We start from the raw sequence: 22,664 nt of genomic DNA, 5'->3' as shown, positions 1-22,664 counted from the left end.
GCCCTTCCCGGAAGGCACTGCACCATGTCCTCCCCTGTTTTCCCCTCACTCTCCCGCCCGGTTTTCGCTGCCGTTACCGCGGACGTCCGGCCCGAGGAATCCGAAGCCTGGACGGCGCTGAAGCAGGCGGCCACGGCCCTGCAGCCCCTGCAGAACAAGAACGGATCGGTGGATCCCGAGCACCACGGGCAGGCGGTTGAACTGATTGGAACCATTGCCGCTGCCGTCACGGCCCTGGCTCCGGCCTTCCCGCACGACGCCGGGTATCTGCATCTCGTAGTGGAAGACTTTGAACGCTGGGTGGACGGCGGACTGGACAAGGAACCGGATTTCCTGGATTCGCTGATGGCCTTCGCCCCGCAGCAGGACCGCGTGAACGGCCTCTCCCATCTGGTGGTCTTCCCCATGTACACGCAGAACGGCAGCACCAACCGCCTCGTGGAAGCCGTGCTGATCGAGGTTATCTGGCCTGAATTTGTCGCCGAGCTCGAGGCCGGCGAGTACTCCAACGGGCTCTTCGTCCCCATCCGCTTCCTGGACTTCACCCCCGGCTACGACACCAACTCCGCCGTACTCTTCCCGGAAACCGTGGCCGTGCGCGAAACCCCCGCCTTCACCTGGGGCGCCATCTTCGCCGACCGCGAGGCCGCCCGCTTCCGCAAGGTCCTGGCCGCGGCCGCGGACATCACCTCGCTGCAGCTTCCCGCCGAGGCCGCCGAACTGCTGAACAACCAGCAGCTCACCGAGGAAACCTTCATCATGTGGGACCTCATCCACGACCGCACCCACATGCGCGGGGATCTCCCGTTTGATCCGTTCATGATCAAACAGCGCATGCCCTACTTCCTCTACTCCCTGGAGGAACTGCGCTGCGACCTCACCGCGTTCCGCGAAGCCGTGAAGATCCAGCGGAACGAGGACGCCCCCGAGGAAACCCGCCGGCACGCCCGGCTGGTCCAGTACGCGGTGATCTTCGACCGCATCTTCCGCTTTGCGATCACCGGCAGCCGGGTGCGCAACTACGACGGCCTCGGCGGCCAGCTGCTCTTCGCCTGGATGCACCAGAACCACGTACTCCACTGGACCGACGGAAAGCTCAGCATCGACTGGGAGGAAACGGCCGACGTCGTCGTCCGGCTGGGTGCCGAAATCGAGGAGCTCTACTGGCGTTCCATCGACCGGCCCAAGACCGCGCACTGGCTTGCGGCGTACGATCTGGTGGCAGGAACACTGACGCCGAACCCGGCCTCGGTCTGGGCCCGCGGCCCGCAGGCCCTGCCGCTGGACGGGCCGCCGCGCGGCCTTACCGACCAGGTGCTCGACGACGAATTCCCGCTCTCCATGTTCTACGAAGCCCTGTCCAAGAAGATGGCCCCGGTGATCGAATCCACGGCCGGGATCACCGGCTACCGCACGGGAGGCACCTCCGAATGAGCGCTGAATCCGGCACGGCAGCCCCGGCCCCGTTGAAGGGCCGGACCGTCCTGGTGGCCGGCGCCGGAAGCCCCTCGGGCACTGCCGTCTGTGAAGCCCTGGAGGCGGCGGGTGCCAAGGTGGTTGCGGTAGGCCGCGATGCGGCACGGCTCGAGAACACGCTGTTCCAGCTGTACGACGCCGACGTGCGCACCTGCGACCTCAGCGACGCCGGCGAAGTGGCGGCCCTGGCGGCCGACATGCAGGAAATCTACGGCGGGATCGACGGACTGATCCACCTCGTGGGCGGCTGGCGGGCCGGTACCGGCATCGGCTCCCAGAGCGAGCAGGACTGGGACTTCCTGGAAACGAACATCCTGCGCACCCTGCGCAATGTCAGCCGCAGCTTCTACGACCAGCTCGAGGCCTCCCCGGGCGGGCGGCTGGCGATCGTCTCCTCCACGGCCGTGGAGTCCCCCACGGCCGCCGGCGCGGGATATGCGGCTGCCAAAGCCGCGGCCGAAGCCTGGGTCCGGGCCATCGCCGCTGGTTTCCGCGGTGCCCAGTCCGGACGGAAGGAAGACCCGGAACCCCAGCGCGCCGCCGCCGTCGTGTTCGTGGTCAAGGCATTGGTGGACTCCGCTGAGCGCGCCGCAGCCCCGGACCGCAGGTTCCCCGGCTACACCGACGTCGCGGACCTGGCCGCCGCCGTCGTCCGGCTCTTCCAGCAGGATGCCGCAGAGGTCAACGGGCAGCGGATTCGCCTCGTACCGGCGACGTGACCTGAACTACATCAAGGTAAGAGATACTAGGAACCGTGACTGACATACTCCCCCTGCACGACACCGCAATTAAGGCTTTTGCTTCCGACAACTACTCCGGTGTCCATCCGGAAATCCTCGCCGCACTGACCGCCGCGAACCAGGGCCACCAGGTGGCCTACGGCGAAGATGTGTACACCGCGAAGCTGCGCGAGGTTTTGACCGACCAGTTCGGCAACCACATCCGCGCGTTCCCGGTCTTCAACGGCACCGGCGCGAACGTCATCGCCCTCCAGTCCCTGCTGCCCCGCTGGGGTGCGGTCATCTGCCCGACGACGGCGCACATCAACGTCGACGAGAACGGCGCACCGGAGCGGATCGGCGGCATGAAGCTGCTGGGCATCCCGACCGACGACGGCAAGCTCACGCCCGAGCTGATCGACCGTGAGGCGTGGGGCTGGGGCGACGAGCACCGCGCGCAGCCGCTGGCCGTTTCCATCACCCAGTCCACCGAGCTCGGCACGCTGTACACGGTGGAGGAGATCGCCGCGATAGCGGACCACATCCACGCACGCGGAATGAAGCTGCACATGGACGGCGCCCGGCTGGGCAACGCCGCCGCAGCGCTGGGCGTGACCTTCAAGGAAATGACCGCCGACGCCGGCGTGGACATCCTCTCCCTGGGCGGCACCAAGAACGGGATGATGTACGGCGAGTGCATTATCACCTTCGACCCGGAAGCCTCCCCCGGACTGGATTACCTGCGCAAGATGAACATGCAGCTGGCCTCCAAGATGCGCTTCATCTCCGCACAGTTCGTCGCCCTGTACGGTACGGACCTGTGGCACCGCTCCGCCTCGCACGCGAACGCCATGGCGAGTCGCCTCCGCGCCGCCGTCGAGCAGATCGACGGGGTGGAAATCACCCAGCCCAGCCAGGTCAACGCTGTCTTCGCCAAGCTGCCTGCCGGTGTCGCCGACCGCCTGCGCGGCGACTTCCGGTTCTACGACTGGGACCAGTCCACCGGTGAAGTGCGCTGGATGTGCACCTTCGATACCTCCGAGGATGATGTTGATGCCTTCGCTGCGGCCATCGCCCGCGAAGTCGCTGCGGATCCGGCACCGCTGGCCGCCCGCTGAGCCGCGGTTACCTGCCGTCCGGCCGCTTCCGCGGCATGGACGGCAGGTAACGAAACGGCCACAGCGGCGAGCCTGCCCCGCCCCCGGCCCTGCACAGCCCGTAGTCTGCGGAGGTGAGTGCAATAGGTGACCTGTCCCAGGTACCCCCGGATTTCCTGACCGCGCTCGGTGCCCTGCGCCGGGCGGCCTGCCGGGCGGAGCTGAAGCTGGAAGAAATCCCGGCACCCACGCGGCTGGCCCCGTATGCCGTTTCCCTCGGCGCCGAGGTTCTGGCTCCCGGCCCCGTCGGTCCGGGCAGCCTGCACGGACCCGCCGCACCCCCGGTCCCCGACCAGCTTGAGCTGGCCACCGGACGCTTCATCCTGCTCCACGATCCCGCCGGCTCCCCCGTCTGGAACGGCACCTTCCGCATCGTCACCTATATCCGTGCGGAGCTGGAACCGGACATGGGCAATGACCAGCTGCTCGGCTCCGTCGCCTGGACCTGGCTGGTGGAAGCGCTGGAGCAGCACGACGCCCGCTATTCCATGGCCGGCGGAACGGCCACCCGGGTGCTGTCGGAGAGCTACGGCACCCTCGAGCGCCGGGACGATTCGATCGACATTGAACTCCGCGCCTCCTGGACCCCGGCCGACGCCGATGTGCAGTCCCATCTGGAAGCCTGGTCGGACATGGTGTGCACCTTCGCCGGCCTGCCCCCGCTGCCCGACGGCGTCACGCCCCTTCCCGGCCGACGCCGGAGCTGAGCGCTGCACCTGCCGCGGGCGCGGACCCGCGGGCTGTCCCCACTGTCCGCAGCCGCCGGCTTCCTCGGTAGAATGGAATCCTTATGACCGCGCACATACCCGGCACGACCGAAAACCAGTCCAGCACCACATCCGATTCAGCCGGAGAACAGCCGGAGCCGCAGCCGATTCCGGTGCTGGAAACGCCGCGGGACGGCGTGCCGCTGGTCATTGATTCCCAGCGCGGCCTCGAACGGGCCGCAGCGGCCCTGGCCGCAGGCACCGGCCCGGCCGGTGTCGATGCCGAACGCGCCTCGGGATTCCGCTACGGCCAGCGCGCGTTCCTGGTCCAGATCCGCCGTGAAGGCGCCGGTACCTGGCTGATCGATCCGGAAGCCTTCGATGACCTGCGCATCATCAACGACGCCCTGAGCGGCGTCGAGTGGATCCTGCATGCGGCGACCCAGGACCTGCCCTGCCTTTCGGCACTGGGCATGTGGCCCGACAAGCTCTTCGACACCGAACTGGCCGCGCGCCTCGCCGGACTGCCTCGCGTGGGCCTGGCGGCCGTCATCGAAGCCCTGCTCGGCTTCTCGCTGGCCAAGGAACATTCGGCTGCGGACTGGTCTACCCGCCCGTTGCCCGAACCGTGGCTGCGTTACGCCGCGCTCGACGTCGAGGTCCTCGCCGAGCTGCGCGTGGAACTGATCCGCGTCCTGGCGGAAGCCGGCAAGCTGGAACTGGCCGAGGAGGAATTCGAAGCCATCCGTACCGCTCCGCCGGTGCCTCCGCGGGTGGATCCCTGGCGCCGCACCTCCGGCATGCACCAGCTCCGGGACCGCCGCCAGCTGGCCGCCGTCCGCGAACTCTGGACCGAACGCGAGCACCTGGCCGAGCTGCGGGACACCGCACCCGGCCGGCTGATTCCGGATTCGGCCATTGTCGCCGCCGCCCGGGCCATGCCGACGACCGTGCCGCAGCTGCTCAAGACCCCCGGCTTCCACGGCCGCGCGGCACAGAAGGAAGCTCCGCGCTGGCTCCGCTGCATCTCCGCGGCGCGCTCTTCTGCGGACCTGCCCCCGCTGCATATCCCGACCCATGCACCGCCCCCTCCCCGCGTCTGGGCCAAGAACGATCCGGCAGCCGCTGCCCGCCTGCAGACCGCCAAACCGCGGCTCACCGCGCTGGCGGAGAAGCTGAACCTGCCGCTGGAGAACCTGCTCACGCCGGACCATCTGCGGCGCCTGGCCTGGCGTCCGCCCGCCGAAATCAACCTGGAGACCGTGGGGGCCGCACTGCGCGACCTCGGTGCCCGGGAGTGGCAGATCGAGCAGACCGCCGCTGTCCTCACGGTGGCCTTCCTCGATCCGGACCCGCTGGAGGAAAAGCCGGCGGAGGACAAATCCGCCGGCCACCGCGGCCGCTAGCGGGTAGAGCCTGCTTCCCTACTGCTTCCAGGTGGTAATCCGGTGGGCATGCTCCGGCAGCCACTCCTGAAGGGGAGCCACCAGTTCCGGGTCCACAACCACGTCAAGGTCCATGGAGGACTCCAGGATCGGCTTGATGGCATCGGGTACCCGGTTCGGGCCCTTGTACAAGGGCTTCAGCATGGAAATCGCCGGCTGAACGCCTTCTGACCAGATACCCTGCAGCGTCAGCGACCACTGCGCCATCAGCAGCGGATCAGTGCCGACGTCGTGCCCCACATAGATAAACGGCTGCCTGCCTGGAACGGCCATGGCCTCGAGCTTCTCGATTGACTTAGGGAGACGCCCGGACAGTGACTCGTCCTGGTTGACGGCAACCTCCGAGCCAAACGCCGAGGCCTTCAGTCCCTTTTCGTCCAGGCCCGTGTACGGGGCACCGAAGAAATGTGTGGCGCAGAGAGTCGCGACGACAGATGCCGCGGTGACCATGCGCCGGTCAGAGACTGCGCGGATTCGCGGGAGCAGAAGTTCAGCGGCACCAATGACTGCGCAGGCCACCGCAACCAGTTCCACTGCCAGCATCGACTTGTGGAAGTAATACGTGATCTCGTCGGCGCTTGCGAGCTGGAACACTGCCAAGGCAATGAGCAGCACGGCGGCATAGAGCGGTGTGGCAAGAAGCCAGCCCGAATGCTCAGCCCTCTGGATGGTGCGGGACCGGGTCCCGCGTGACGCTGCCAGGGCCCAGACCACCACGACATTCGCCATAACGAAAATAAGGGTATGGCCGGGATCCGCTTCACTCATCCCGCCGTCAGTGTTCAGCACTTCGCCTGCAGACAGTTTCCGAAGCTGCCAGGCGGCAGCCAGTACGCCTGCGAAGCCAATGGCGATAATCAGGACCTGGCCTGTGAGTTCCGGCCAGCGCCAATCGCGGCGATGCGACAGCAGATACGCGGCATAGACGATAACCGCCGGGAGGCAAAGGACGAGCAGCAGGATCCAGCCATGTGCCACTCCAACAACGGCAAGCACCAGAGCCGCTGACGAGACAAGAGGATGCAGGAGTGTCCGCAGGTGCACCAGCGCTATAACGGCAATGCAGAGGGCCACAGCAAGTCCGAAGTTCGGGAACGCGTTGAACACCGGGATGGCCCCCGGGCCCACAACCCAGGCAGTGCAGGCCAATGCCGTCAACGGTGCCGTCACTGCAAGACGGCGCCGGAACACCGGCAGGGCAGTCAGCGCCGAAACCACCAAAACCGTCCCGAGGATGGAACTGACCCCCACAAGCTTGAGGAACAGGGTAGCTTCCCCGGCGGCGTCCATGGCTTCGCTGCCCATGGAAATCTCCGCAAGGGACGCCAGCAGGGCGTGATAGCCCTGCGGATACGACGAGGCGGTCCACGAGCTGCCGTCGAATGCCGGTGGAAGCACCGCGATCACCGAGCCGTGGTTCCGGATCATGTTGAACATGTTGAAGTGCGGCACAAAATCCCAGGACCGCGTCAGGAGGAACAGGGTGGACTCGAGACTTCTCGAGAAGAGGTAATTATGGACAATCCAGGTTGACGCAGCGCCGGCAAGGAGCGGAAGAACGTCCATCGAACGGAACTCCGGCAGCAGCCTCCGTAGGGACAAGCCCCTGGCAGCCACAGCACCGGCCGAACCACACAGGACCCCCGCTGCCAGCGCCAACAGGATAGTGCCCCGGTCCGTAAACAGCAGGTCGGCTCTGACCCACCACAGGAACGGGGAAATGCCGGCAAGTCCAATGATGCCAAGCAGGATCCGAAGCGAAAAAGACCTGGCGACGGGCGTAAGGATGATCATCCCGGCCAACAGGACCAAACTGCCCCACCCGACCAGTCCTCCGGCTGCCCGGACTGCCACGACTGTCCCAAACCCGGCAGCGGAGCAAAGCAGGGAGACCAACACCCACGTGAATGTGGCACTGCGGGTGCGGCGCGCGGCCCGATGGGAGGACGACAAATGACGCGGGAGCACAGTGCTCTGTTCGTCGGTGGCTGTTGTTCTGATCTCGTCCCCCGTTAACTATCCCGAAAAATCCCGGCGTCTTACAATACCAGCAGTGTGCCATCGGCCTGCCCCCTCCGTGATGCACGGAACGCCGCCCGCTCCTAGCCAGTGGCTGCTGACCCTCCCAGATCCAGTTCAAGCACCCATGCCTCCGCGGTTTCCCCGCGTGGATCGATCACGAATCCCAGCCCCTGGTAGGCCCGCAGGGCGACGGCGTTCCCCTTGGCGACCCTCAACCCCGCGCTTCGGGCGCCCTCGGCGCGGGCCCGTCCCAGGACCAACCGCATCAACCGTTTCGAAAGCCCCTGCCCCCGGAACATCGGGTCCACGATGACCCGGGCAATATGCGCGTGCCCGTTCTGCACGGTCAGCTCGGCATGCCCCAGCGGCGAACGCCCGGCACACATTACCCAAGAGCTAAGTCCCGGCACGGCTGCCGGTTCCGCGAACTGTGCACCGGTTGGCGGCCACGACAGCCGGGGTCCGGCAAACATCAAAAGCGCGGCATCGTCGGGAATCCAACTGATGACGGTGTCCAGGTCCCGGGAAGTACGTGGGCGCAGGGATAGCGGTTCGGGCATGTATGGATTATCGTCACCCGCGACGGCACCCGGTAGTGCCACCCCTCAGGAAAGCGGATCCACTATGGACGAGACAGCTTCGACGATCTACCGCACGCACATCGCAGCCACTCCCGGCCGGGTCTGGGCAGAGCTGACTGCTGCCGGCACCCCGAAGGCCTGGATGTGGGACTCGGTCCTGACCGGATCGTTGGCGGAGGGTAGTTCCTATGCCTTCCGCTACGACGGCGAGGACCTGATCACCGGAACGGTCCTGACGGTGGAGGCTCCCGTACGCCTGGCCCTGACATTCAACCCGGAATGGGATGGAACGGTGGCCGCCGAACCTCCCGGTGTCCTCGAATACACCCTGGAACAAGCCGGAGACGGGTGTGATCTCACCGTCCGCATCACCGGACTGCACGGTGCCTCCGCCATCTCCGTGGACCATGACACACCGGGCATCTACGCGGGACTGAAGACACTGTTGGAAGCAATACCCGTGGCCGGACAGGCGGAACCTGTCTAGGGGTTGGGCAGCCCTGTCCCAGGGCGCAATAATTGCGGATGCCACTTCTCGCGCAGACCCCGGACACACTCCAAGTGGGGAGGTTCACCCTCCACATCCTGACGGCGGCGGACTGGCGCCTTGAGCAGGCCCTGTCCAGGGACGGCGACGTCATCCGCTGGACCCTCTTCCCGCCGGACCTCAGCGAGGATCGGGCCCGCTACCGGATGAGCCGGGCAGCGGAAGCCCGCGGCGAGAGCCTCCTGGCCCGGTACTCGCTGCGGGAGGGCAAGGAGGTGCTGGGCACAGCGGGAATCTCATCCACGGTGGACGGCACGCCGGAGCTTATGTATGCACTGTTGCCCTCCGGCCGCGGCCGGGGCGCCGCCACTGCCGCCACGCGCGGACTCAGCGACTGGGCCCTGGCCAGTGGCATTCCCAAGGTCGCCCTGCGCACCATCTACGGAAACAGCCTGAGTGAGGCTGTTGCGCGCAGGGCCGGATTCCATCCGGTGCGGACCGAGCAGCAACGCCAACGCGGTGCACTCGTCAAGATGTACTACTGGACCCGGTCCGGTTCGGACGGCACTCGGCTGACGGACTAGTCGCCGGTGGAGCCGTCCAGCAGCTCGCGCAGAATGTCCAAATGGCCGCAGTGCCGGCCGGTTTCTTCAATCATGTGCACCAGCACCCAACGCACGCTCTGTTCCCCATTGCCGCCCCGGCAGCGGTCCTCCAGGCCATACCGCGCCAACACTTCCCGTGACCGGCGGCAGGCAACGTCATAGTCGGCAAGCAGCCGGTCCAGGCTGTCTGACTCGGAGACGCGGAACTCTCCGTCCGGGTCCTCGTCGGACCACCGTGTCCGCACCCCCTGCTGCCCGTCTATCCGGCCCTGGAACCAGAACTGCTCGACGTCGGTCAAGTGCTGAACGAGTCCCGAGACCGTTGTCAGGGAGGGCAGTAGCTGTTTGGCGCCGTCGGAATCGCTGAGTCCTGCCGCCTTCAGGTGCACTGTGGCCCGGAAGTAGTCCAGGAAACCGATCAGGGTCTCACGTTCGCCTGCTGTCTCGGGCGGGTCCACCCGGGTGTCATTTTCCATGGCCCCAATCTAAGTGTTCTTCCCCTTATCGGCCGTATTTACATAGGGTGCCGAACAGGTTAGGGTGGTAATCCCTTGGTTTAGACGCGGGCCCGGGTTCCTCTGTTTAGGATTCTCAATGACCCAACGTCCCATTGTTTCCATTGATCTGTTCCCGGCCTTTTCCGCAATGACGGACAGCACGCTTGAATCCCTGTGCGATCAGGCGTTTATCCAACTTGAAGACGGCCCCCTCGTTGAAGGGCTTCTTGCCTTCTACCTCTCCCTTCAAGCGGAGATTCGAGATCGTGAGGCCCAAACCGTTCCGAGGACGATGCTCCCGGTGGAGCAGCAGAGCGGCTGGCAGCCCGTTTCGGCCTAGACCGGGCCCGACCCCCAAGCATTTTTCCGGCTGGCAAAGCAGCCTTAAACCAAGCCGTCCCGGCACCCAACGCGTTGTACGCGCCGGGTGCCGGGACGGCTTTGGTTAATGGTGCGGTCTAGCGGCGTACCTGGTTGCCCTTGCCGCGGCCGGCAACGGCCTCGGCGACGCCGATCAGCAGGACGGCGGCAACAACGGCGACGATGAAGCCAAGGATGTTGAGCTCCCAGATGTCTCCGGTGCCCAGCAGGCTGGCGATGACTCCGCCGATGACGGAGCCGACAAGGCCGAGAAGGAGGGTCGCAACGATTCCCAGGTTCTGCCGGCCCGGCTTGATCAGCCGCGCGAGGGCTCCGATGACAAGCCCTGCAATGATGAATCCGATCATGGTTCTGGTCCCTTCGTAGCGGTGCATGCAACGGGAGCACGAGGCGCCCGCGCGTTCTGCAGTTAAGCTTAGACAAAACCCGCTGGATTTCCTAAGCGTGCTGTCTAATTCGGCTTGGCCAGGCCGGGATAACCGGACGATTGGGTCCGGTCAGCCCGGCAGTGTCAGCTGCCCGGCTATTCGAAGACAGGCACCCCGTTGCGTACCAGGCGCCAGTTGTCCTCGGCGAAATCAGCCGGATCCACGGTCCCCTGGGCCACCACATAGTCGATGAGCAGCTGCCGGATTTCCGTCTGCTGGTTCACCAGCACCGGAGCCGTGGAAATGTGCGGGAAATTCCCGCCGCCTGACTGCCGGTAGTTGTTGGTTGCCACGGCAAACCGCTGGGCCGGATCCACCGGAGCCCCGTTGAAGCTCAGGTTGACGATGCGCTCCCCCACCGGGCGGCTGATGTCGATGTCGTAGTCGACGCCGGACATCATGTCGTAGTTGTAGTCGGGAGTGCCGCCTGCGTTGGTCAGGGTGGCGGGATCCACCGGTGCGCCGGGGGCGGTCTGGGTGAAGTACTTCGCCGAGTACTCCAGGTAATCCTTGACCTGTGCGCCGGTCATTTCCACGCCGAACAGGGTGTTCGGGAAGACGTACAAACCGGCGAGGTCCCGGATGGTGACCGGACCGGCGGGGATTTCCGCGGTGCGGCTGAAGGGTGCCACCAGCGAGAGCACCGGCAGGTCGGCGTTGGGGCCGCCGTCGAGCGCCCGGTCCACCGCCTGGGCCTGGACGGAATTCACGAAGTCCATCACGGCGGTGTCGCGGTACCGGGACTCCTCCGCGGGCATTGACTCGGTGGCGTTGCCGACGGGCGTGTTGACGTAGTCGATCACGCGCTGGTGCTGTTCGGCCACCAGTTTGGAGACCACGGGGTCCGCCTCGACGGTGTTGGCGTTCAGCAGGGATGCCGACGCCGAGGTCACGTCCCACTGCCCCCGCACCTTGGTCAGTTCGAAGTCCATAACGGACAGGCGCATGCCCCAGTTCAGCGGCTCGGTCAGCAGTACCTTCTCGCCGGTGGTCTTGTTGGCGACGAACCGTTCAGGGATTTCCTGATGGGCATGGCCCACCAGGATGGCGTCGATGCCGGGCACGGTTTCAGCCAGCTGGGTGGAGGCGTTTTCCAGCGGCAGGTCGTCGCCGTAGGAGGAGGTGCCGGAGGTTCCCGAGTGGGAGCTGACCACCACCACGTCGGCGCCGCGTGCCTTCATTTCGGGAACGTATTTCTGTGCCTGCTCCACGATGCCGGGAAATTCGAGCTTCCCGTCAACGTTGTTCTTGTCCCAAATGGCCACCCCCGGATTCGTGAGTCCCAGGATCCCGACCTTCACGGGTTTGTTGCCCTTCGTCTTGACCGTCTTGATGATGTACGGGGTGAAGGCAGGTTTGTCCGTTGCTGCGTCCACGGCGTTGGCCCCGAGCAGCGGGAAGTCCAACTGGCCTTCAAACTCGCGGAGCAATTCGAGGCCGTAATTGAATTCATGGTTGCCCAGTGCGGCGGCGTCGTAGTCCATGGAATTCATTGCCGCAGCCATGGGATGGATTTCCCCGGTCTCCGTGATCGGCTCCGTGTTGGCGAAATAGTCGGTCAGGGAAGTGCCTTGGATGGTGTCGCCGGCATCTATAAACATGGTGGATTCCACGCCGCGGTCGGCGCGGACGGAGTCCACCAGTGTGGAGACCTTTGCCAATCCGACGTCGTTGTGTGCTGCGTCGTCGTATTCGCCGTCCTTGAAGTAATCCCAGTTCTCGACATAGCCATGCATGTCGGAGGTCCCCATGACCGTGACACTGGTCTTCTGGTCCTTGCCGGCATGCTCGGGCGGCGCGGCTGCTGCGGGTGTCATCGACACGAGTGTAACTGCCACGGCCGCGGTGACTGCGGTGGCAGTGCCCCGGCGGCGGACGGATGAATGCATCAATCTAAACAACTCCTCATAGTGCGTGTGAATGTCCCCTTAGGCACCCTTACAGGTAAAAGTTCCATTCCGGAAGACCTCGGCGTTCTTTTGCTTCCACTTTTCTCCAAATAAAAAGACTCCAGTCTGTCCGGCCTGAAAGGCGACATCCAAAACGTAACGTAATCCCACCTCACTCACACGCTGCACTAAGGGGAAGCCTTGAAAAACGAAAACAGGCGCCGGAGTTTCCGGTGCGCATTGGTATTGGCCATCGGCAGTGCCGTTGCCCTCTCCCCGGTGGCGGCCGTGGCCGCCCCGGCCAAACCTGCGCTGGCACCCAGCGGATTCTCCGGTGCGCCGGGACCGGACGGGAACGCCGCCAAATCAGACGACCGTTCCGATCCGGCGGCCGACGAACGCCGGCAATTGAACCAGCAGGCTATTGAAAAGGTCCTCCGCTCAGAAGCGCCCGTGCAGACGCGCGGCGGTTCAAAGGCCGTGCAGGTGGCGCCCGGGCAGTGGGCGGAGTACGGACTGGAGGACAGCGACCAGATCCTGTCCTTCCTCATCGACTTCGGCACCCAGGTGGATCCGCGCTTCCCGACTGCGCCCGCCGGGCCGCAGCACAACCAGATTCCGGAACCGAACCGCGCGGTGGACAACTCGACGTACTGGGAGCCGGACTTCGACCGGCAGCACTATCTCGATATGTTCTTCGATCCCCAGGGGGAATCGTTGAAAACCCTCTATGAGGAGATGTCCAGCGGCCGCTACACGGTCGACGGCGATGTCAGCGACTGGGTTACGGTCCCCTACAACTCCGCCAGCTACGGGGAGACCGAGAGCCAGCAGGACATGACCCGCTTCGTGCAGGACGCCGCCGACGCCTGGTACGAGGCGCAGATTGCTGCCGGGAAGACTGCCGCGGATATCGACGCCTATCTGGCCGGGTTCGACCAGTGGGACCGCTACGACTACAACAACAACGGCAACTTCGATGAGCCCGACGGCTACATCGACCACTTCCAGGCCATCCACGCAGGCGAGGGCGAAGAGGCCGGCGCTCCGACGTCGACCATCTGGTCGCACCGCTGGTCAGTTGGCCAGGCCGGCGCCGGCACGCAGGGACCCGCCACCAACCCGTTCGGTGGTATCCGGATCGGCGATTCCAAGGTCTGGATCCGCGACTACACCACGGAACCGGAAAACGGCGGCCTCGGCGTGTTTGCACACGAGTACGCCCATGACCTCGGACTTCCGGATCTCTACGACACCAGCGGCGGCGAAAACAGCACCGGATTCTGGACGCTCATGAGCTCCGGTTCCTGGCTGGGCCACGGCAACGGAACAATCGGCACCACACCGAACCACATGGGGGCCTGGGAAAAGCTGCAGCTCGGCTGGCTGGACTACGACACCGCGGCCGCCGGCACAAAGTCCACCCACAAGCTCGGCCCGGCCTACCACGCAACCAAGAAACAGCAGGCCCTGGTGGTCACGCTGCCCCGGGATGCCGCCGGAAACGGCCGTTACTACATTGCCGAAAACCGGCAGTACATGGGTTACGACGACACCCTGCGGACCGGCCCGTACAACTTCGGCTGGGCGGTCAGCGCCCCGGACCGGGTAGAGCACTACCCGTACCAGGACGGCTTGCTGGTCACGTACTGGAACGCCGGACAGCGGAACAACAACACCCAGCAGCACCCGGGTGCGGGTCTGATCCTTCCGGTTGATGCGCATCCGCAGACCCTGCGGTGGTCCGACGGCACCATCGCCCGCAACCGCATCCAGAGCTTCGACGCCACCTTCGGCAAGGAAGCCACCGACCCGATCCTCCTGCACCGGGAAACGGCCACCGGGATGACCACTATGCAGGCACCGTCCCGTCCCGGCGTTCAGGTATTCGATGACACCAACCCGAACGCCTACTACGATCCGGCGAACCCGCAGGCGAGCGTGGTGGTGGCCGGGACGGGCACGAAGATTACCGTCGTGAACAGTAATCCGAAGGGCATGATGACGGTGCGGGTGAACTAGGCCGCCCTTTGCTGGAACCGTTTTCCAGGCTTGGCCCCGCCTACGGGGCCTGGCTCCGGCGGCAACGAAATTCCAGAGCTCGCAGAGCTCGCTTGGAATATTAAAGCCGCCTCCGCCAGACCCCTACGGCTAACCCGACAGCGTCACCGCACAAGCGAAGTCACCACACAAGAGAAACGGCAGGGCCTCGGTATCGTCCGAGGCCCTGCCTTTTCCTTGTTGCCGTCGTCCCTAGATCGTTATGCCCCAGTTGGGGTGGAGTCTTCCCAGTATTCTTCGCCGTCCTCGTCAAAACGGCCGGTCGGGGTGAGGCCCAGGTGGCGGGCGACCGAGGCTGAGGCAGTGTTTTCCGGATGGATAGACGCCGTGATCCGGACCGGTGGTTGTTGGTGCCGCAGCCAGGTGACCATGGCTCGGGCGGCCTCGGTGGCAGCACCCCGGCCCTGGAACGGCTCACCCACCACCCACGCAACGTCCGACGTCGCCCCGTCCGTCTCCACCGTGGCCTGGACAAACCCGATGCTTCTGCCCTGTTCACGGATAATCCAGTTGAGCCACGCCTCACGGCCGTCCGGCGATGATCCAATCGATTGGGCGGCATACCGCTTCTCCAGCTCCTCAGCTGTCGGTGCCTGACCGCCGATGTACTGGTAGATGGCTGTGCCGGCCAAAACGCTCACCATGTCGGCCGCGTGGTGCACACCCAACGGTTCCAGTGTGAAGCGGTCGGTGGGGATCAGTGCGGCCCGCAGGATGTCCGGCATCGCTTCCTCCTAAAGGATCCGCTGGAAGAGCAGATGGTCCTGCCACTCTCCGGCAATTCGCAGGTAGTCCGGTGCCATGCCGATCCGCTCGAACCCTGAGCGGTCCAGGACTCTCTGCGACGCGGCGTTCTCAAGCAGGGTTGCCGCCTGGATCCGGTGCAGCCCCAGCTGGCTTCGACCCAATTCGACGACTGCCGCCACCGCTGCAGTGCCGATCCCCCGTCCGGCGTAATCGCCGTCCACCCAGTAGCCGAGGTTGGCCGATTGGAAGGGACCTCCGACGATCCCGGTGAGGGTAATGGTCCCGATGATCCGCTCGTGATGAACCAGGACCCAGGGCACCTCCGTACCCGCGGCATGCTGGACCAGCTTTGACCGGATGACCGAGCGTTGGCCGGCAGGAGTGAAGAACAAATCCTCCCGGAGCGGTTCCCAAGGCGCCAAGTAGGTCCGGTTCCGGTGGTAGGCGGCGGCGAGTGCATCGGCGTCGGACAAGTCCGCGACTCGAAGCCGGACACCGTGCAGCAGCTGTGTGGCGGGGAAAGGTTCGCTAAGCACACTTCAGGGTAGCTGCCGTGTTCCCGGTCACTGTGTAAAGCGCCTACGCCGCGCGTCGCCACCGGAGCGCCAGTGCAGGGCCCGCGCAATGCCCGCCGTCTCCCACGCGGCCAACTCGCAGGTTGGTGTGGAAAGCTGGCCCCATGAATAGGACGGAACGGATTCCAGCGTGGCTGCGCCGCACCGGCATTGAGGTGGCCGGATGGTCCCTGGTGATCCTGGGCCTGGCCGCTCTGGTGCTCCCCGGCCCGGGGCTGCTTATGGTGGTGGCCGGGCTGGCCGTCCTGTCCCTGCGCTATGCGTGGGCCCACCGCTGGCTGCATCCCGTGAAAGCACGCGCTTTCCGTGCGGCCGCTCAGGGGGTGCAGACCACGCCGCGGATTGTCGCGACTGTCTGCGGCGGCCTGGCGGTCATGGCCGCCGGCGTGATCTGGGGGCTTTGGCGGCAGGTGCCGCATTGGTGGCCGCTGCAGGATTCCTGGTGGCTGCCCGGCGGGTGGGTCACCGGTGGAACGCTCATTGGGTCGGGCGTCATCGGCCTGGCCCTGATTGTTTACAGCTATGTGCGCTTCCGCCGTCCGGGGTCAACCCGTCACTAGGTCCTCGACGCCGGGGGCCGGCCCGTCTAGCGGAACCCGGCCAGCGACTTGGTAAAGGCGACCGGCAGCGCGGCCAGCCCGGCCAGCACTGCCCACAGCCAGAGCACCGGCAGGGTGCCCGCTGCCGCTGCCGCCAGCCCGGCCAGCAGCGCTGCCACGGGCATCACGCCGAGGGTCAGCGTCCGTTGCGCGGCACCCACCGTGGCCAGTTCGTTCCGCGGCACCGTCCGGGGCAGCACTTCCGCACCGGCGACGCCGGACAGAGCCACCAGGCAGCCCCAGGCCAGGGTGGAACCCGCTAGCCACGCCAGCGCCGGACCGGGGAGGGCGGAACAGAACACCGCCAGCAGGACGGCGGGCACCGACAGCAGGGCGGCACCGGTCCTGACCGCTTTCAGCCCCAGCCGGCCTGTGAGGTACGGCGCGGCCGCAGCACCGGAAACGGCTCCGAGAGCGGACAGCACCCCCAGGGCCGCAAAGGCCGGCGGCGCAACAGCCAGGTCTCGCAGCACGTAGACCGGCAGGACGGTGTTGCCGACCATGGCACCGGCATTCGTCAGGCAGGCGGACAGGGTCAAGGCCCTCAGCGCCGGGGTGCGCCGGAGCGTGGCGAATCCACGGCGGGCCCGCCCACGTGCAGGGCGCCCGGGAGCCGGTGCAGCCGCAGGCAGCCGGATCCCGAGTTGAAGCAGCCAGGACGAGGCATAGGCCGCAGCACCGGTCAGGAGCAGCACCGGCATGCCCATCAGGCCCAGAACAGTGCCGGCCGCGGCAGCGCCGCCGGCAGTAGTCGCCTGGTTGATCATGGCCAGCCGGGAGTAGGCCCGCTTCATTCCCTGCGGACCGGACACCACCGGGACAACGGTGGAATGGGCGGTGGTGAAAAGGAGGTCCGCGATACCGATCAGCACGGCAGCAGCGAACAGGCCGCTTCCGGAGAGCCACCCCTGCCAGGCGCCGGCGGCGAGGAACAGCAGGACTCCGCAACGCAGCAGGGAAGCTGCACCCATCGCAAGCAGTGGTTTGCCGATGCGGTCCACGGCCACTCCGGCGCTCATACCCAGCAGCAGGAAGGCTGCAATTCCGGTGGCGTTGAGAATACCCACGAATACCGGCCCGAGACCCAGCACCGCAACCGCAAGAATGGGCAGGACCGTGCGGGTCAGGGCGTCGCCGAAACCTTCCGCCGCACCTGTGGAGGCGAGGAGGCGGAAAGGGCGTTCACTCCGCCCCCCGGCGGCCGTCACCGGATCCGGAAGTTGATCAGTAGCCACGCGACTCCCCCTCATGTGTCAGGTAATGCCTGACACATACTGTCAGGGGTTGCCTGACAACACAAGGGGTAGGTTCGATGGACCGCTGGCTAGACTGGGGCCATGCCTTCTGAGCTGAGCGGTACGGACCGCGATCACCCGGGAAATGAGCCCTTCATGTGTTCGTTCTGTCTTCGGCCGCGGGAGGAAACCGGAGTATTGGCAGCGGCCCCCACCGCAGCCATCTGCCGGGACTGTGCGGAAGGTGCCCGGAAACTGCTGGATACACCCCGTCCGGCGGACCCCGATCCGCTGCCGGCCACGCCCTGGGAGGCGCTGAGCAACGACGAGTTGCTGGAACGGCTCCCCCGCGTGGCGGAAGCACGGGACCAGGTGGAGGAGCAGCTACGTCGCTGGGTGGGAGCGGCCCGCGGCAGGAGCATCAGCTGGGCCGCCATCGGCTCGTCGCTGGGGATGTCCCGCCAATCCGCATGGGAGCGTTTCCGGACCGCGCCCTAGGCTACGGGAGCAGCTTGAGCGCCGCCGACAGGTAGGGTGCCGTCCGGCTGGCGTCGCACGCGGCGACGTCGTCGGCCGTGCCGGCACAGATGATCCGGCCGCCTTCCTCGCCGCCGGAGGGCCCCATGTCGATGACCCAGTCCGCGGACGCCACCACGTTCATGGAGTGCTCCACCACCACCACGGTGTTGCCGTTATCCACCAGCCGGTTCAGCTGGCGCAGCAGCAGCTGCACGTCCTGCGGGTGCAGGCCGGTGGTCGGCTCGTCGAGCAGGAACAGCGTATGGCCGCGGCGGGCGCGCTGCAGTTCGGTGGCGAGCTTGATCCGCTGTGCTTCGCCGCCGGAGAGCTCGGTGGCGGGCTGGCCCAGGCGGAGGTAGCCCAGCCCGACGTCGAGCAGCGTCCGCAGGCTCCGGGCTGCCGCCGGAACGTCAGCCAGGAACTCGGCGGCGGTTTCCACCCGCATCGCCAGGACGTCGGCAATGCTCTTGCCCCGGTAGGTGACCTGCAGGGTTTCCTCGTTGTAACGGGCGCCGTGGCAGACCGGGCAGGGGCCGTAGGTTCCGGGCAGGAACAGCAGTTCGACGGCGAGGAAGCCTTCACCCTGGCAGGGCTCGCACCGTCCGCCGGCCACATTGAAGGAAAAGCGTCCGGCGTTGTAGCCGCGGGCGCGGGCTTCCTCGGTGCCGGCGTACAGCTTCCGCACCGCGTCGAAGAGTCCGGTATAGGTGGCGAGGTTGGAGCGCGGGGTGCGGCCGATGGGCCGCTGGTCCACCCGGACCAGCCGGTCCAGGTGTTCCAGTCCGGCGATGCTGCGCACGTGGGCCCCGGGATCATGTTCTTCGGGAGCTTCCGGGTCTTCGGGTTCAGTCGGCACGCCGTTCACCTGGCGGCCCACCGTTTCGGCCAGGACCTGGCTGACGAGGGTGGATTTGCCGGAGCCGGAGACGCCGGTCACTGCGGTGAAGACGCCGAGCGGGATCTCGGCATCCAGTCCGCGCAGGTTGTGGCGGGTGATTCCCTTCAGGCTCAGCCACTGGTCCGGCGTGCGGCGGGCCGGCTTTGCTGTTTCGGCCTCCCCGAACAGGAACGGACGGGTGGCGCTCTCCTCAACCTCGGCCAGGCCCTCGACCGGTCCGCTGTAGAGCACGGTTCCGCCGCCGTCGCCGGCCTGGGGACCTACGTCCACAATCCATTCGGCGCTGCGCACCACATCCATGTTGTGCTCAACGACGAACACGGAGTTGCCGGCGTCCTTGAGTTCCTGCAGCACGGTCAGCAGCGGCTCGGCGTCGGCCGGGTGCAGTCCCGCGGAGGGCTCGTCCAGGACATAGATAACCCCGAAGAGGCCCGAGCGCAGCTGGGTGGCGATCCGCAGACGCTGCATTTCCCCGGGTGAAAGGGTGGGGGTGGCACGGGAGAGGCTGAGATAGCCGAGGCCCAGGCCGATCAGCACCTCCAGCCGGCCCAGCAGGTCCCGTGTGATGGTTACCGCAACTTCAGTGTCTTCATTGGAGGCCGCCGCACGGGAGGCGGTGCCCGCAGATTTCAGTTCCGCCGTCGGCCGGATGATTTCGGCCAGCTCCGCCAGCGTGGCACCGTTCAACTCGGCAATGTTCCGGCCGGCGAACGTGACGGCAAGCGCCTCGGGACGCAGGCCCGCTCCGCCGCAGACGGGGCAGGGACCGGACACCATGTAGGCCAGGACGCGTTCGCGCATCTGGGCGCTGCCGGAATCCGCGAGGGTATGCATCACGTAGCTCTTGGCGCTCCAGAACCGCCCCTTGTACGGTTTGGCTACGCGGTCGCGCTGCGGAGTGATCATGACTACCGGCTGTTCTTCCGTGAACAGGATCCAGTCACGGTCCTTCTTCGGCAGCTTCTTCCAGGGCACGTCGACGTCGTAGCCGAGCTGGATGAGGATGTCACGCAGGTTCTTGCCCTGCCAGGCGCCGGGCCAGGCGGCAATCGCGCCGTCCCGGATACTGAGGCTGGGATCCGGGACCAGGGACTCTTCGGTGACGGTATGCGCAATGCCCAGTCCGGAGCACTCCCGGCAGGCGCCGGCGGCTGTGTTCGGCGAGAAGGCGTCAGAGTCGAGGCTGCCCGGTTCGGCATTTGCCGGATAGGTGCCGCCGCGCGAATACAGCATCCGCATCGAGTTGGAGAGCGTGGTGAGGGTGCCGACGGTGGAGCGCGAGCTGGGGGCTCCGCGGCGCTGCTGCAGGGCGACGGCGGGCGGCAGCCCGGCGATTTCCTCCACCTTCGGGTTGTGCCCCTGCGAGAGCAGGCGGCGCGCGTAGGGGGCCACCGACTCGAAGTAGCGCCGCTGCGCCTCGGCGTAGATGGTACCGAAGGCCAGGGAGGACTTACCTGAACCTGAAACGCCGGTGAAGGCGACAATCGCGTCGCGGGGGATGTCGACGTCGACGTTGCGCAGGTTGTTCTCCTGCGCTCCGCGCACGCGCACCATGCCGCTGGCGTGCAGATTAGGGGCAGATTCCGGGGAAGTTTTCGCGCTAGTCATCATCAACAGGTTACCGAGCCCGTGCTCCCGGGACTAAATCATCAGCATGCTTTCCGCCTAGAGCGTGAGCTGCCGGACTGGCACGTTCTTACCCATTGGCATCATGGGCGTGCCGCAGCGCCGTCCCGTAACGCCGCAGCAGGGCATCGCCTGCCTGCCGGGCGGCCGGCGAGACAGTGTCCAGGGTCAGGAAGCCGTGCACCAAACCGGGGTGGGCCACATAGTCGACGTCGGTTCCACCGCGCACCAGGGTTTCAGCCAGCAGCTGCCCCTCGTCCCGCAGCGGATCATGCTCTGCCGTGGCGAGCAGGGTCCGCACGGACATCAGCCGCCGTCCGCCGGCAGCGGCAACAGCCAACGGGCTGTACTCGGCAAACATCTCCGGGGACGCCGCCGGCACCCACTGTGAAATGAAAAACGTCAGCTCCCGCACCGACAGACCCCATCCCTCGCCCTTTTCGCCGGCACTGGGCAGGGCTAGGGCCAGGTCGGCGTTGGGATAGGCCAGCAGGAGCAACTGAGGCTGCAACGCGGTACCGGCCAGCCTGTCTGCGGCCAGGAAAGCGATCAGGCCGCCGGCACTGTCACCGGCCAGCCCGACGCCGGGACGGACGGACCCCAGTTCCCCCGGACCCTCCGCAACCCAGGCCAGGGCACACACAATGTCATCCACTGCCGCCGGCGCGGCATGCTCGGGGGCGAGCCGGTAGTCCACCGCCAGGACCGCGGTGTTGGCCAACAGTGCGAGGCGGCGGCAGAGCCTGTCGTGCGACTCGAGCCCGCCGAACACGAACCCGCCGCCGTGCACAAACACCGTCAGCGGCTGAATTCCGGCACCAGAGCGGTACAACCGGGCCCGCAGCGCAGGCCTTCCTGGGATGGTGATGTCGGTGACGCTGGCCAGTTCCGGGCCGGGAGGCCGGGCGCGGTCCTTCCTCAACAAACAGATGGTTTCGAGTGAGGGCTCCACGCTTTCGCCGGCACGTATCTCATCCAGCCAGGCAGCCAACGCCGGATCAGCTATGGACTCCATGCGCACAACTTACCAGCGCCGTTAGCGGGACACCTTCCAACCGGTGGACGCCGGGAGGAAAATGACGACACCAGCGGACTCCACGATTGCTCTTCGATGTGCACATGGCCACGTACGGCGGGCCCGCCACGCACCCCGGGGGGAATTATCAAAGGAGATTGACATGAGCTTCTGGGAATCCATGTGGAGCATCGTTGTGGCGTTCTTTTTCGTGGCCTATCTAATCCTGCTGTTCCAGATCCTGTCGGATCTGTTCCGTGACCGGGAACTCGGCGGTTTCGCCAAGGCGGCCTGGATTTTCTTTCTGTTCATCGCCCCCTTTATTACGGCGCTGGTGTACATCATCGCCCGGGGCGGAGGCATGGCTGCGCGGGGTGAGGCCCGGGTCCGGGAGGAGGCGGAGGCAACAGACAGCTATGTACGGCGGATCGCCGGAACGGCTTCTCCCGCCCAGCAGATTGAGTCCGCACGCAGCCTCCTTGCCGACGGGAGCATCACCGAATCCGAGTTTGACCGGCTGAAGTCCATGGCGCTGTCCGCCTAACCCCCGGCCGCATGAAAAACCTGCTGATGACGTGCCTGCTGCAGATACTTGCGGCAAGCGCAGCCCTTCTGCTGAGTATGTGGTGGGTGCCCGGATTCCGCGTCCAGTGGCCCGGATTCGTCGCCACGGTACTGGTTGTGGTGCTCGCCCAGGCACTTATGACGCCGCTGACCAACTGGGCGGCAAAACGCTACGCGCCCGCGTTCCTCGGCGGGACGGGGCTCGTCGCTGCCCTGTTGGCGTTGGTGATAGCCAGTACCATCCCGGCTGGAATCAGCAACACCGGGATTGGCAACTGGATCCTTTCGGCACTCATCCTCTGGGTCGCATCGGCGGCCGGAACAGCGGTTGCCCAGGTTTTGGCCTCACGTCGCGGGGGCTCCCCGGACCAGGCTGCCGGACGCGCATAGCCCTGCTCCCCGCCTAACCTGCTCCGTTGCTGCCCGGTGCA

23 protein-coding genes are annotated in these 22,664 nt (G+C 66.1%); 13 read left to right on the top strand and 10 right to left on the bottom strand.

Features of this window, described 5'->3' with window-relative positions; genetic code table 11:
- Positions 1-24 precede the first annotated feature (24 nt).
- From NNX34_RS07605 to NNX34_RS07585, 5 genes are all read left to right on the top strand, one after another.
- Positions 25-1,434, top strand: a complete 1,410-nt coding sequence (locus tag NNX34_RS07605; RefSeq protein WP_255765914.1) for a DUF6421 family protein — start codon at positions 25-27, stop codon at positions 1,432-1,434.
- Entirely contained in the window at positions 1,431-2,195 is a 765-nt protein-coding gene (locus NNX34_RS07600; protein ID WP_255765913.1) for an SDR family oxidoreductase, read from the top strand. The genes NNX34_RS07605 and NNX34_RS07600 overlap by 4 nt, the downstream gene beginning before the upstream one ends.
- 35 nt (positions 2,196-2,230) lie before the next feature.
- Positions 2,231-3,313: a low specificity L-threonine aldolase gene (locus NNX34_RS07595; RefSeq protein WP_255765912.1), complete on the top strand. Its 1,083-nt coding sequence runs from the start codon at positions 2,231-2,233 to the stop codon at positions 3,311-3,313.
- 122 nt (positions 3,314-3,435) lie between these two features.
- Positions 3,436-4,059, top strand: coding sequence for a DUF3000 domain-containing protein (locus NNX34_RS07590; protein WP_255766576.1), 624 nt, complete (start codon positions 3,436-3,438; stop codon positions 4,057-4,059).
- Positions 4,060-4,142: 83 nt separating this feature from the next.
- Positions 4,143-5,465: an HRDC domain-containing protein gene (locus NNX34_RS07585; protein ID WP_255765911.1), complete on the top strand. Its 1,323-nt coding sequence runs from the start codon at positions 4,143-4,145 to the stop codon at positions 5,463-5,465.
- 18 nt (positions 5,466-5,483) lie between these two features.
- On the opposite strand, the gene NNX34_RS07580 is transcribed toward NNX34_RS07585, so the two are convergent.
- Positions 5,484-7,070, bottom strand: coding sequence for a hypothetical protein (locus tag NNX34_RS07580; RefSeq protein ID WP_255765910.1), 1,587 nt, complete (start codon positions 7,068-7,070; stop codon positions 5,484-5,486).
- A gap of 536 nt (positions 7,071-7,606) precedes the next feature.
- A complete protein-coding gene (locus tag NNX34_RS07575) occupies positions 7,607-8,086 on the bottom strand; it encodes a GNAT family N-acetyltransferase (RefSeq protein ID WP_255765909.1) in 480 nt (159 codons plus the stop codon).
- Positions 8,087-8,150: 64 nt separating this feature from the next.
- Here NNX34_RS07575 and NNX34_RS07570 point away from each other — a divergent pair, with 64 nt between their 5' ends.
- Positions 8,151-8,594 carry an SRPBCC domain-containing protein gene (locus tag NNX34_RS07570; protein ID WP_255765908.1) on the top strand — a complete coding sequence of 148 codons (444 nt, stop codon included), beginning with the start codon at positions 8,151-8,153 and terminating at the stop codon, positions 8,592-8,594.
- A gap of 38 nt (positions 8,595-8,632) precedes the next feature.
- The gene (locus NNX34_RS07565) at positions 8,633-9,178 is read left to right on the top strand and encodes a GNAT family N-acetyltransferase (RefSeq protein ID WP_255765907.1); all 546 of its coding nucleotides are present in this window, start codon (positions 8,633-8,635) and stop codon (positions 9,176-9,178) included.
- Here the strand turns inward: NNX34_RS07565 and NNX34_RS07560 are convergent.
- Positions 9,175-9,675, bottom strand: a complete 501-nt coding sequence (locus NNX34_RS07560; RefSeq protein ID WP_255765906.1) for a DinB family protein — start codon at positions 9,673-9,675, stop codon at positions 9,175-9,177. The two genes, NNX34_RS07565 and NNX34_RS07560, sit on opposite strands and share 4 nt — an antisense overlap.
- Positions 9,676-9,793: 118 nt before the next feature.
- On the opposite strand from NNX34_RS07560, the gene NNX34_RS07555 reads away from it, so the two are divergent.
- Entirely contained in the window at positions 9,794-10,036 is a 243-nt protein-coding gene (locus NNX34_RS07555; RefSeq protein ID WP_255765905.1) for a hypothetical protein, read from the top strand.
- A gap of 118 nt (positions 10,037-10,154) precedes the next feature.
- Here the strand turns inward: NNX34_RS07555 and NNX34_RS07550 are convergent, their stop codons facing one another.
- Together NNX34_RS07550 and NNX34_RS07545 are read right to left on the bottom strand one after the other, a co-directional pair.
- Positions 10,155-10,424, bottom strand: coding sequence for a GlsB/YeaQ/YmgE family stress response membrane protein (locus NNX34_RS07550; RefSeq protein ID WP_255765904.1), 270 nt, complete (start codon positions 10,422-10,424; stop codon positions 10,155-10,157).
- Between the two features lie 176 nt (positions 10,425-10,600).
- A complete protein-coding gene (locus NNX34_RS07545; RefSeq protein ID WP_255765903.1) occupies positions 10,601-12,322 on the bottom strand; it encodes a bifunctional UDP-sugar hydrolase/5'-nucleotidase in 1,722 nt (573 codons plus the stop codon).
- Between the two features lie 318 nt (positions 12,323-12,640).
- On the opposite strand from NNX34_RS07545, the gene NNX34_RS07540 reads away from it, so the two are divergent.
- Positions 12,641-14,416, top strand: a complete 1,776-nt coding sequence (locus NNX34_RS07540; protein ID WP_255765902.1) for an immune inhibitor A domain-containing protein — start codon at positions 12,641-12,643, stop codon at positions 14,414-14,416.
- Between the two features lie 239 nt (positions 14,417-14,655).
- Here NNX34_RS07540 and NNX34_RS07535 read toward each other — a convergent pair whose 3' ends face one another.
- The gene (locus NNX34_RS07535) at positions 14,656-15,180 is read right to left on the bottom strand and encodes a GNAT family N-acetyltransferase (RefSeq protein ID WP_255765901.1); all 525 of its coding nucleotides are present in this window, start codon (positions 15,178-15,180) and stop codon (positions 14,656-14,658) included.
- A 9-nt stretch (positions 15,181-15,189) separates the two neighbouring features.
- Positions 15,190-15,738, bottom strand: coding sequence for a GNAT family N-acetyltransferase (locus NNX34_RS07530; protein WP_255765900.1), 549 nt, complete (start codon positions 15,736-15,738; stop codon positions 15,190-15,192).
- Between the two features lie 143 nt (positions 15,739-15,881).
- On the opposite strand from NNX34_RS07530, the gene NNX34_RS07525 reads away from it, so the two are divergent.
- Entirely contained in the window at positions 15,882-16,337 is a 456-nt protein-coding gene (locus NNX34_RS07525; RefSeq protein ID WP_255765899.1) for a PGPGW domain-containing protein, read from the top strand.
- Between the two features lie 26 nt (positions 16,338-16,363).
- On the opposite strand, the gene NNX34_RS07520 is transcribed toward NNX34_RS07525, so the two are convergent.
- Entirely contained in the window at positions 16,364-17,611 is a 1,248-nt protein-coding gene (locus tag NNX34_RS07520) for an MFS transporter (protein ID WP_255765898.1), read from the bottom strand.
- Positions 17,612-17,713: 102 nt separating this feature from the next.
- Between NNX34_RS07520 and NNX34_RS07515 the strand changes: the two genes are divergently transcribed.
- The gene (locus NNX34_RS07515) at positions 17,714-18,109 is read left to right on the top strand and encodes a ClpX C4-type zinc finger protein (protein WP_255765897.1); all 396 of its coding nucleotides are present in this window, start codon (positions 17,714-17,716) and stop codon (positions 18,107-18,109) included.
- 1 nt (position 18,110) lies between these two features.
- On the opposite strand, the gene uvrA is transcribed toward NNX34_RS07515, so the two are convergent.
- Both uvrA and NNX34_RS07505 read right to left on the bottom strand, forming a co-directional pair.
- Positions 18,111-20,636 (bottom strand): excinuclease ABC subunit UvrA, encoded by a 2,526-nt coding sequence (gene uvrA / locus NNX34_RS07510; protein WP_255765896.1) that lies wholly within the window; start codon positions 20,634-20,636, stop codon positions 18,111-18,113.
- A gap of 88 nt (positions 20,637-20,724) precedes the next feature.
- On the bottom strand, positions 20,725-21,669 hold the full coding sequence (locus NNX34_RS07505; RefSeq protein ID WP_255765895.1) for an alpha/beta hydrolase fold domain-containing protein: 945 nt from the start codon (positions 21,667-21,669) through the stop codon (positions 20,725-20,727).
- Positions 21,670-21,832: 163 nt separating this feature from the next.
- Here NNX34_RS07505 and NNX34_RS07500 point away from each other — a divergent pair, with 163 nt between their 5' ends.
- Entirely contained in the window at positions 21,833-22,213 is a 381-nt protein-coding gene (locus tag NNX34_RS07500) for a PLDc N-terminal domain-containing protein (protein WP_255765894.1), read from the top strand.
- A gap of 11 nt (positions 22,214-22,224) precedes the next feature.
- On the top strand, positions 22,225-22,623 hold the full coding sequence (locus NNX34_RS07495) for a phage holin family protein (protein WP_255765893.1): 399 nt from the start codon (positions 22,225-22,227) through the stop codon (positions 22,621-22,623).
- The last annotated feature ends 41 nt before the right edge of the window (positions 22,624-22,664 follow it).

The sequence above is a fragment of the Arthrobacter sp. zg-Y1116 genome, assembly GCF_024385485.1.
In the GTDB taxonomy this organism is placed as follows: domain Bacteria; phylum Actinomycetota; class Actinomycetes; order Actinomycetales; family Micrococcaceae; genus Arthrobacter_B.
This window is presented reverse-complemented; position numbering and strand designations above follow the sequence as displayed.

What these genes read in the sequence shown, in the direction of transcription:
- NNX34_RS07605 (WP_255765914.1), top strand. Translation starts at nt 25, where the DNA reads ATGTCCTCCCCTGTTTTCCCCTCACTCTCCCGCCCGGTTTTCGCTGCC.
- NNX34_RS07600 (WP_255765913.1), top strand. Translation starts at nt 1,431, where the DNA reads ATGAGCGCTGAATCCGGCACGGCAGCCCCGGCCCCGTTGAAGGGCCGG.
- NNX34_RS07585 (WP_255765911.1), top strand. Translation starts at nt 4,143, where the DNA reads ATGACCGCGCACATACCCGGCACGACCGAAAACCAGTCCAGCACCACA.
- NNX34_RS07580 (WP_255765910.1), bottom strand. Translation starts at nt 7,070, where the DNA reads ATGGACGTTCTTCCGCTCCTTGCCGGCGCTGCGTCAACCTGGATTGTC.
- NNX34_RS07575 (WP_255765909.1), bottom strand. Translation starts at nt 8,086, where the DNA reads ATGCCCGAACCGCTATCCCTGCGCCCACGTACTTCCCGGGACCTGGAC.
- NNX34_RS07570 (WP_255765908.1), top strand. Translation starts at nt 8,151, where the DNA reads ATGGACGAGACAGCTTCGACGATCTACCGCACGCACATCGCAGCCACT.
- NNX34_RS07565 (WP_255765907.1), top strand. Translation starts at nt 8,633, where the DNA reads ATGCCACTTCTCGCGCAGACCCCGGACACACTCCAAGTGGGGAGGTTC.
- NNX34_RS07560 (WP_255765906.1), bottom strand. Translation starts at nt 9,675, where the DNA reads ATGGAAAATGACACCCGGGTGGACCCGCCCGAGACAGCAGGCGAACGT.
- NNX34_RS07555 (WP_255765905.1), top strand. Translation starts at nt 9,794, where the DNA reads ATGACCCAACGTCCCATTGTTTCCATTGATCTGTTCCCGGCCTTTTCC.
- NNX34_RS07550 (WP_255765904.1), bottom strand. Translation starts at nt 10,424, where the DNA reads ATGATCGGATTCATCATTGCAGGGCTTGTCATCGGAGCCCTCGCGCGG.
- NNX34_RS07545 (WP_255765903.1), bottom strand. Translation starts at nt 12,322, where the DNA reads ATGACACCCGCAGCAGCCGCGCCGCCCGAGCATGCCGGCAAGGACCAG.
- NNX34_RS07535 (WP_255765901.1), bottom strand. Translation starts at nt 15,180, where the DNA reads ATGCCGGACATCCTGCGGGCCGCACTGATCCCCACCGACCGCTTCACA.
- NNX34_RS07525 (WP_255765899.1), top strand. Translation starts at nt 15,882, where the DNA reads ATGAATAGGACGGAACGGATTCCAGCGTGGCTGCGCCGCACCGGCATT.
- NNX34_RS07515 (WP_255765897.1), top strand. Translation starts at nt 17,714, where the DNA reads ATGCCTTCTGAGCTGAGCGGTACGGACCGCGATCACCCGGGAAATGAG.
- uvrA (WP_255765896.1), bottom strand. Translation starts at nt 20,636, where the DNA reads ATGACTAGCGCGAAAACTTCCCCGGAATCTGCCCCTAATCTGCACGCC.
- NNX34_RS07505 (WP_255765895.1), bottom strand. Translation starts at nt 21,669, where the DNA reads ATGGAGTCCATAGCTGATCCGGCGTTGGCTGCCTGGCTGGATGAGATA.
- NNX34_RS07500 (WP_255765894.1), top strand. Translation starts at nt 21,833, where the DNA reads ATGAGCTTCTGGGAATCCATGTGGAGCATCGTTGTGGCGTTCTTTTTC.
- NNX34_RS07495 (WP_255765893.1), top strand. Translation starts at nt 22,225, where the DNA reads ATGAAAAACCTGCTGATGACGTGCCTGCTGCAGATACTTGCGGCAAGC.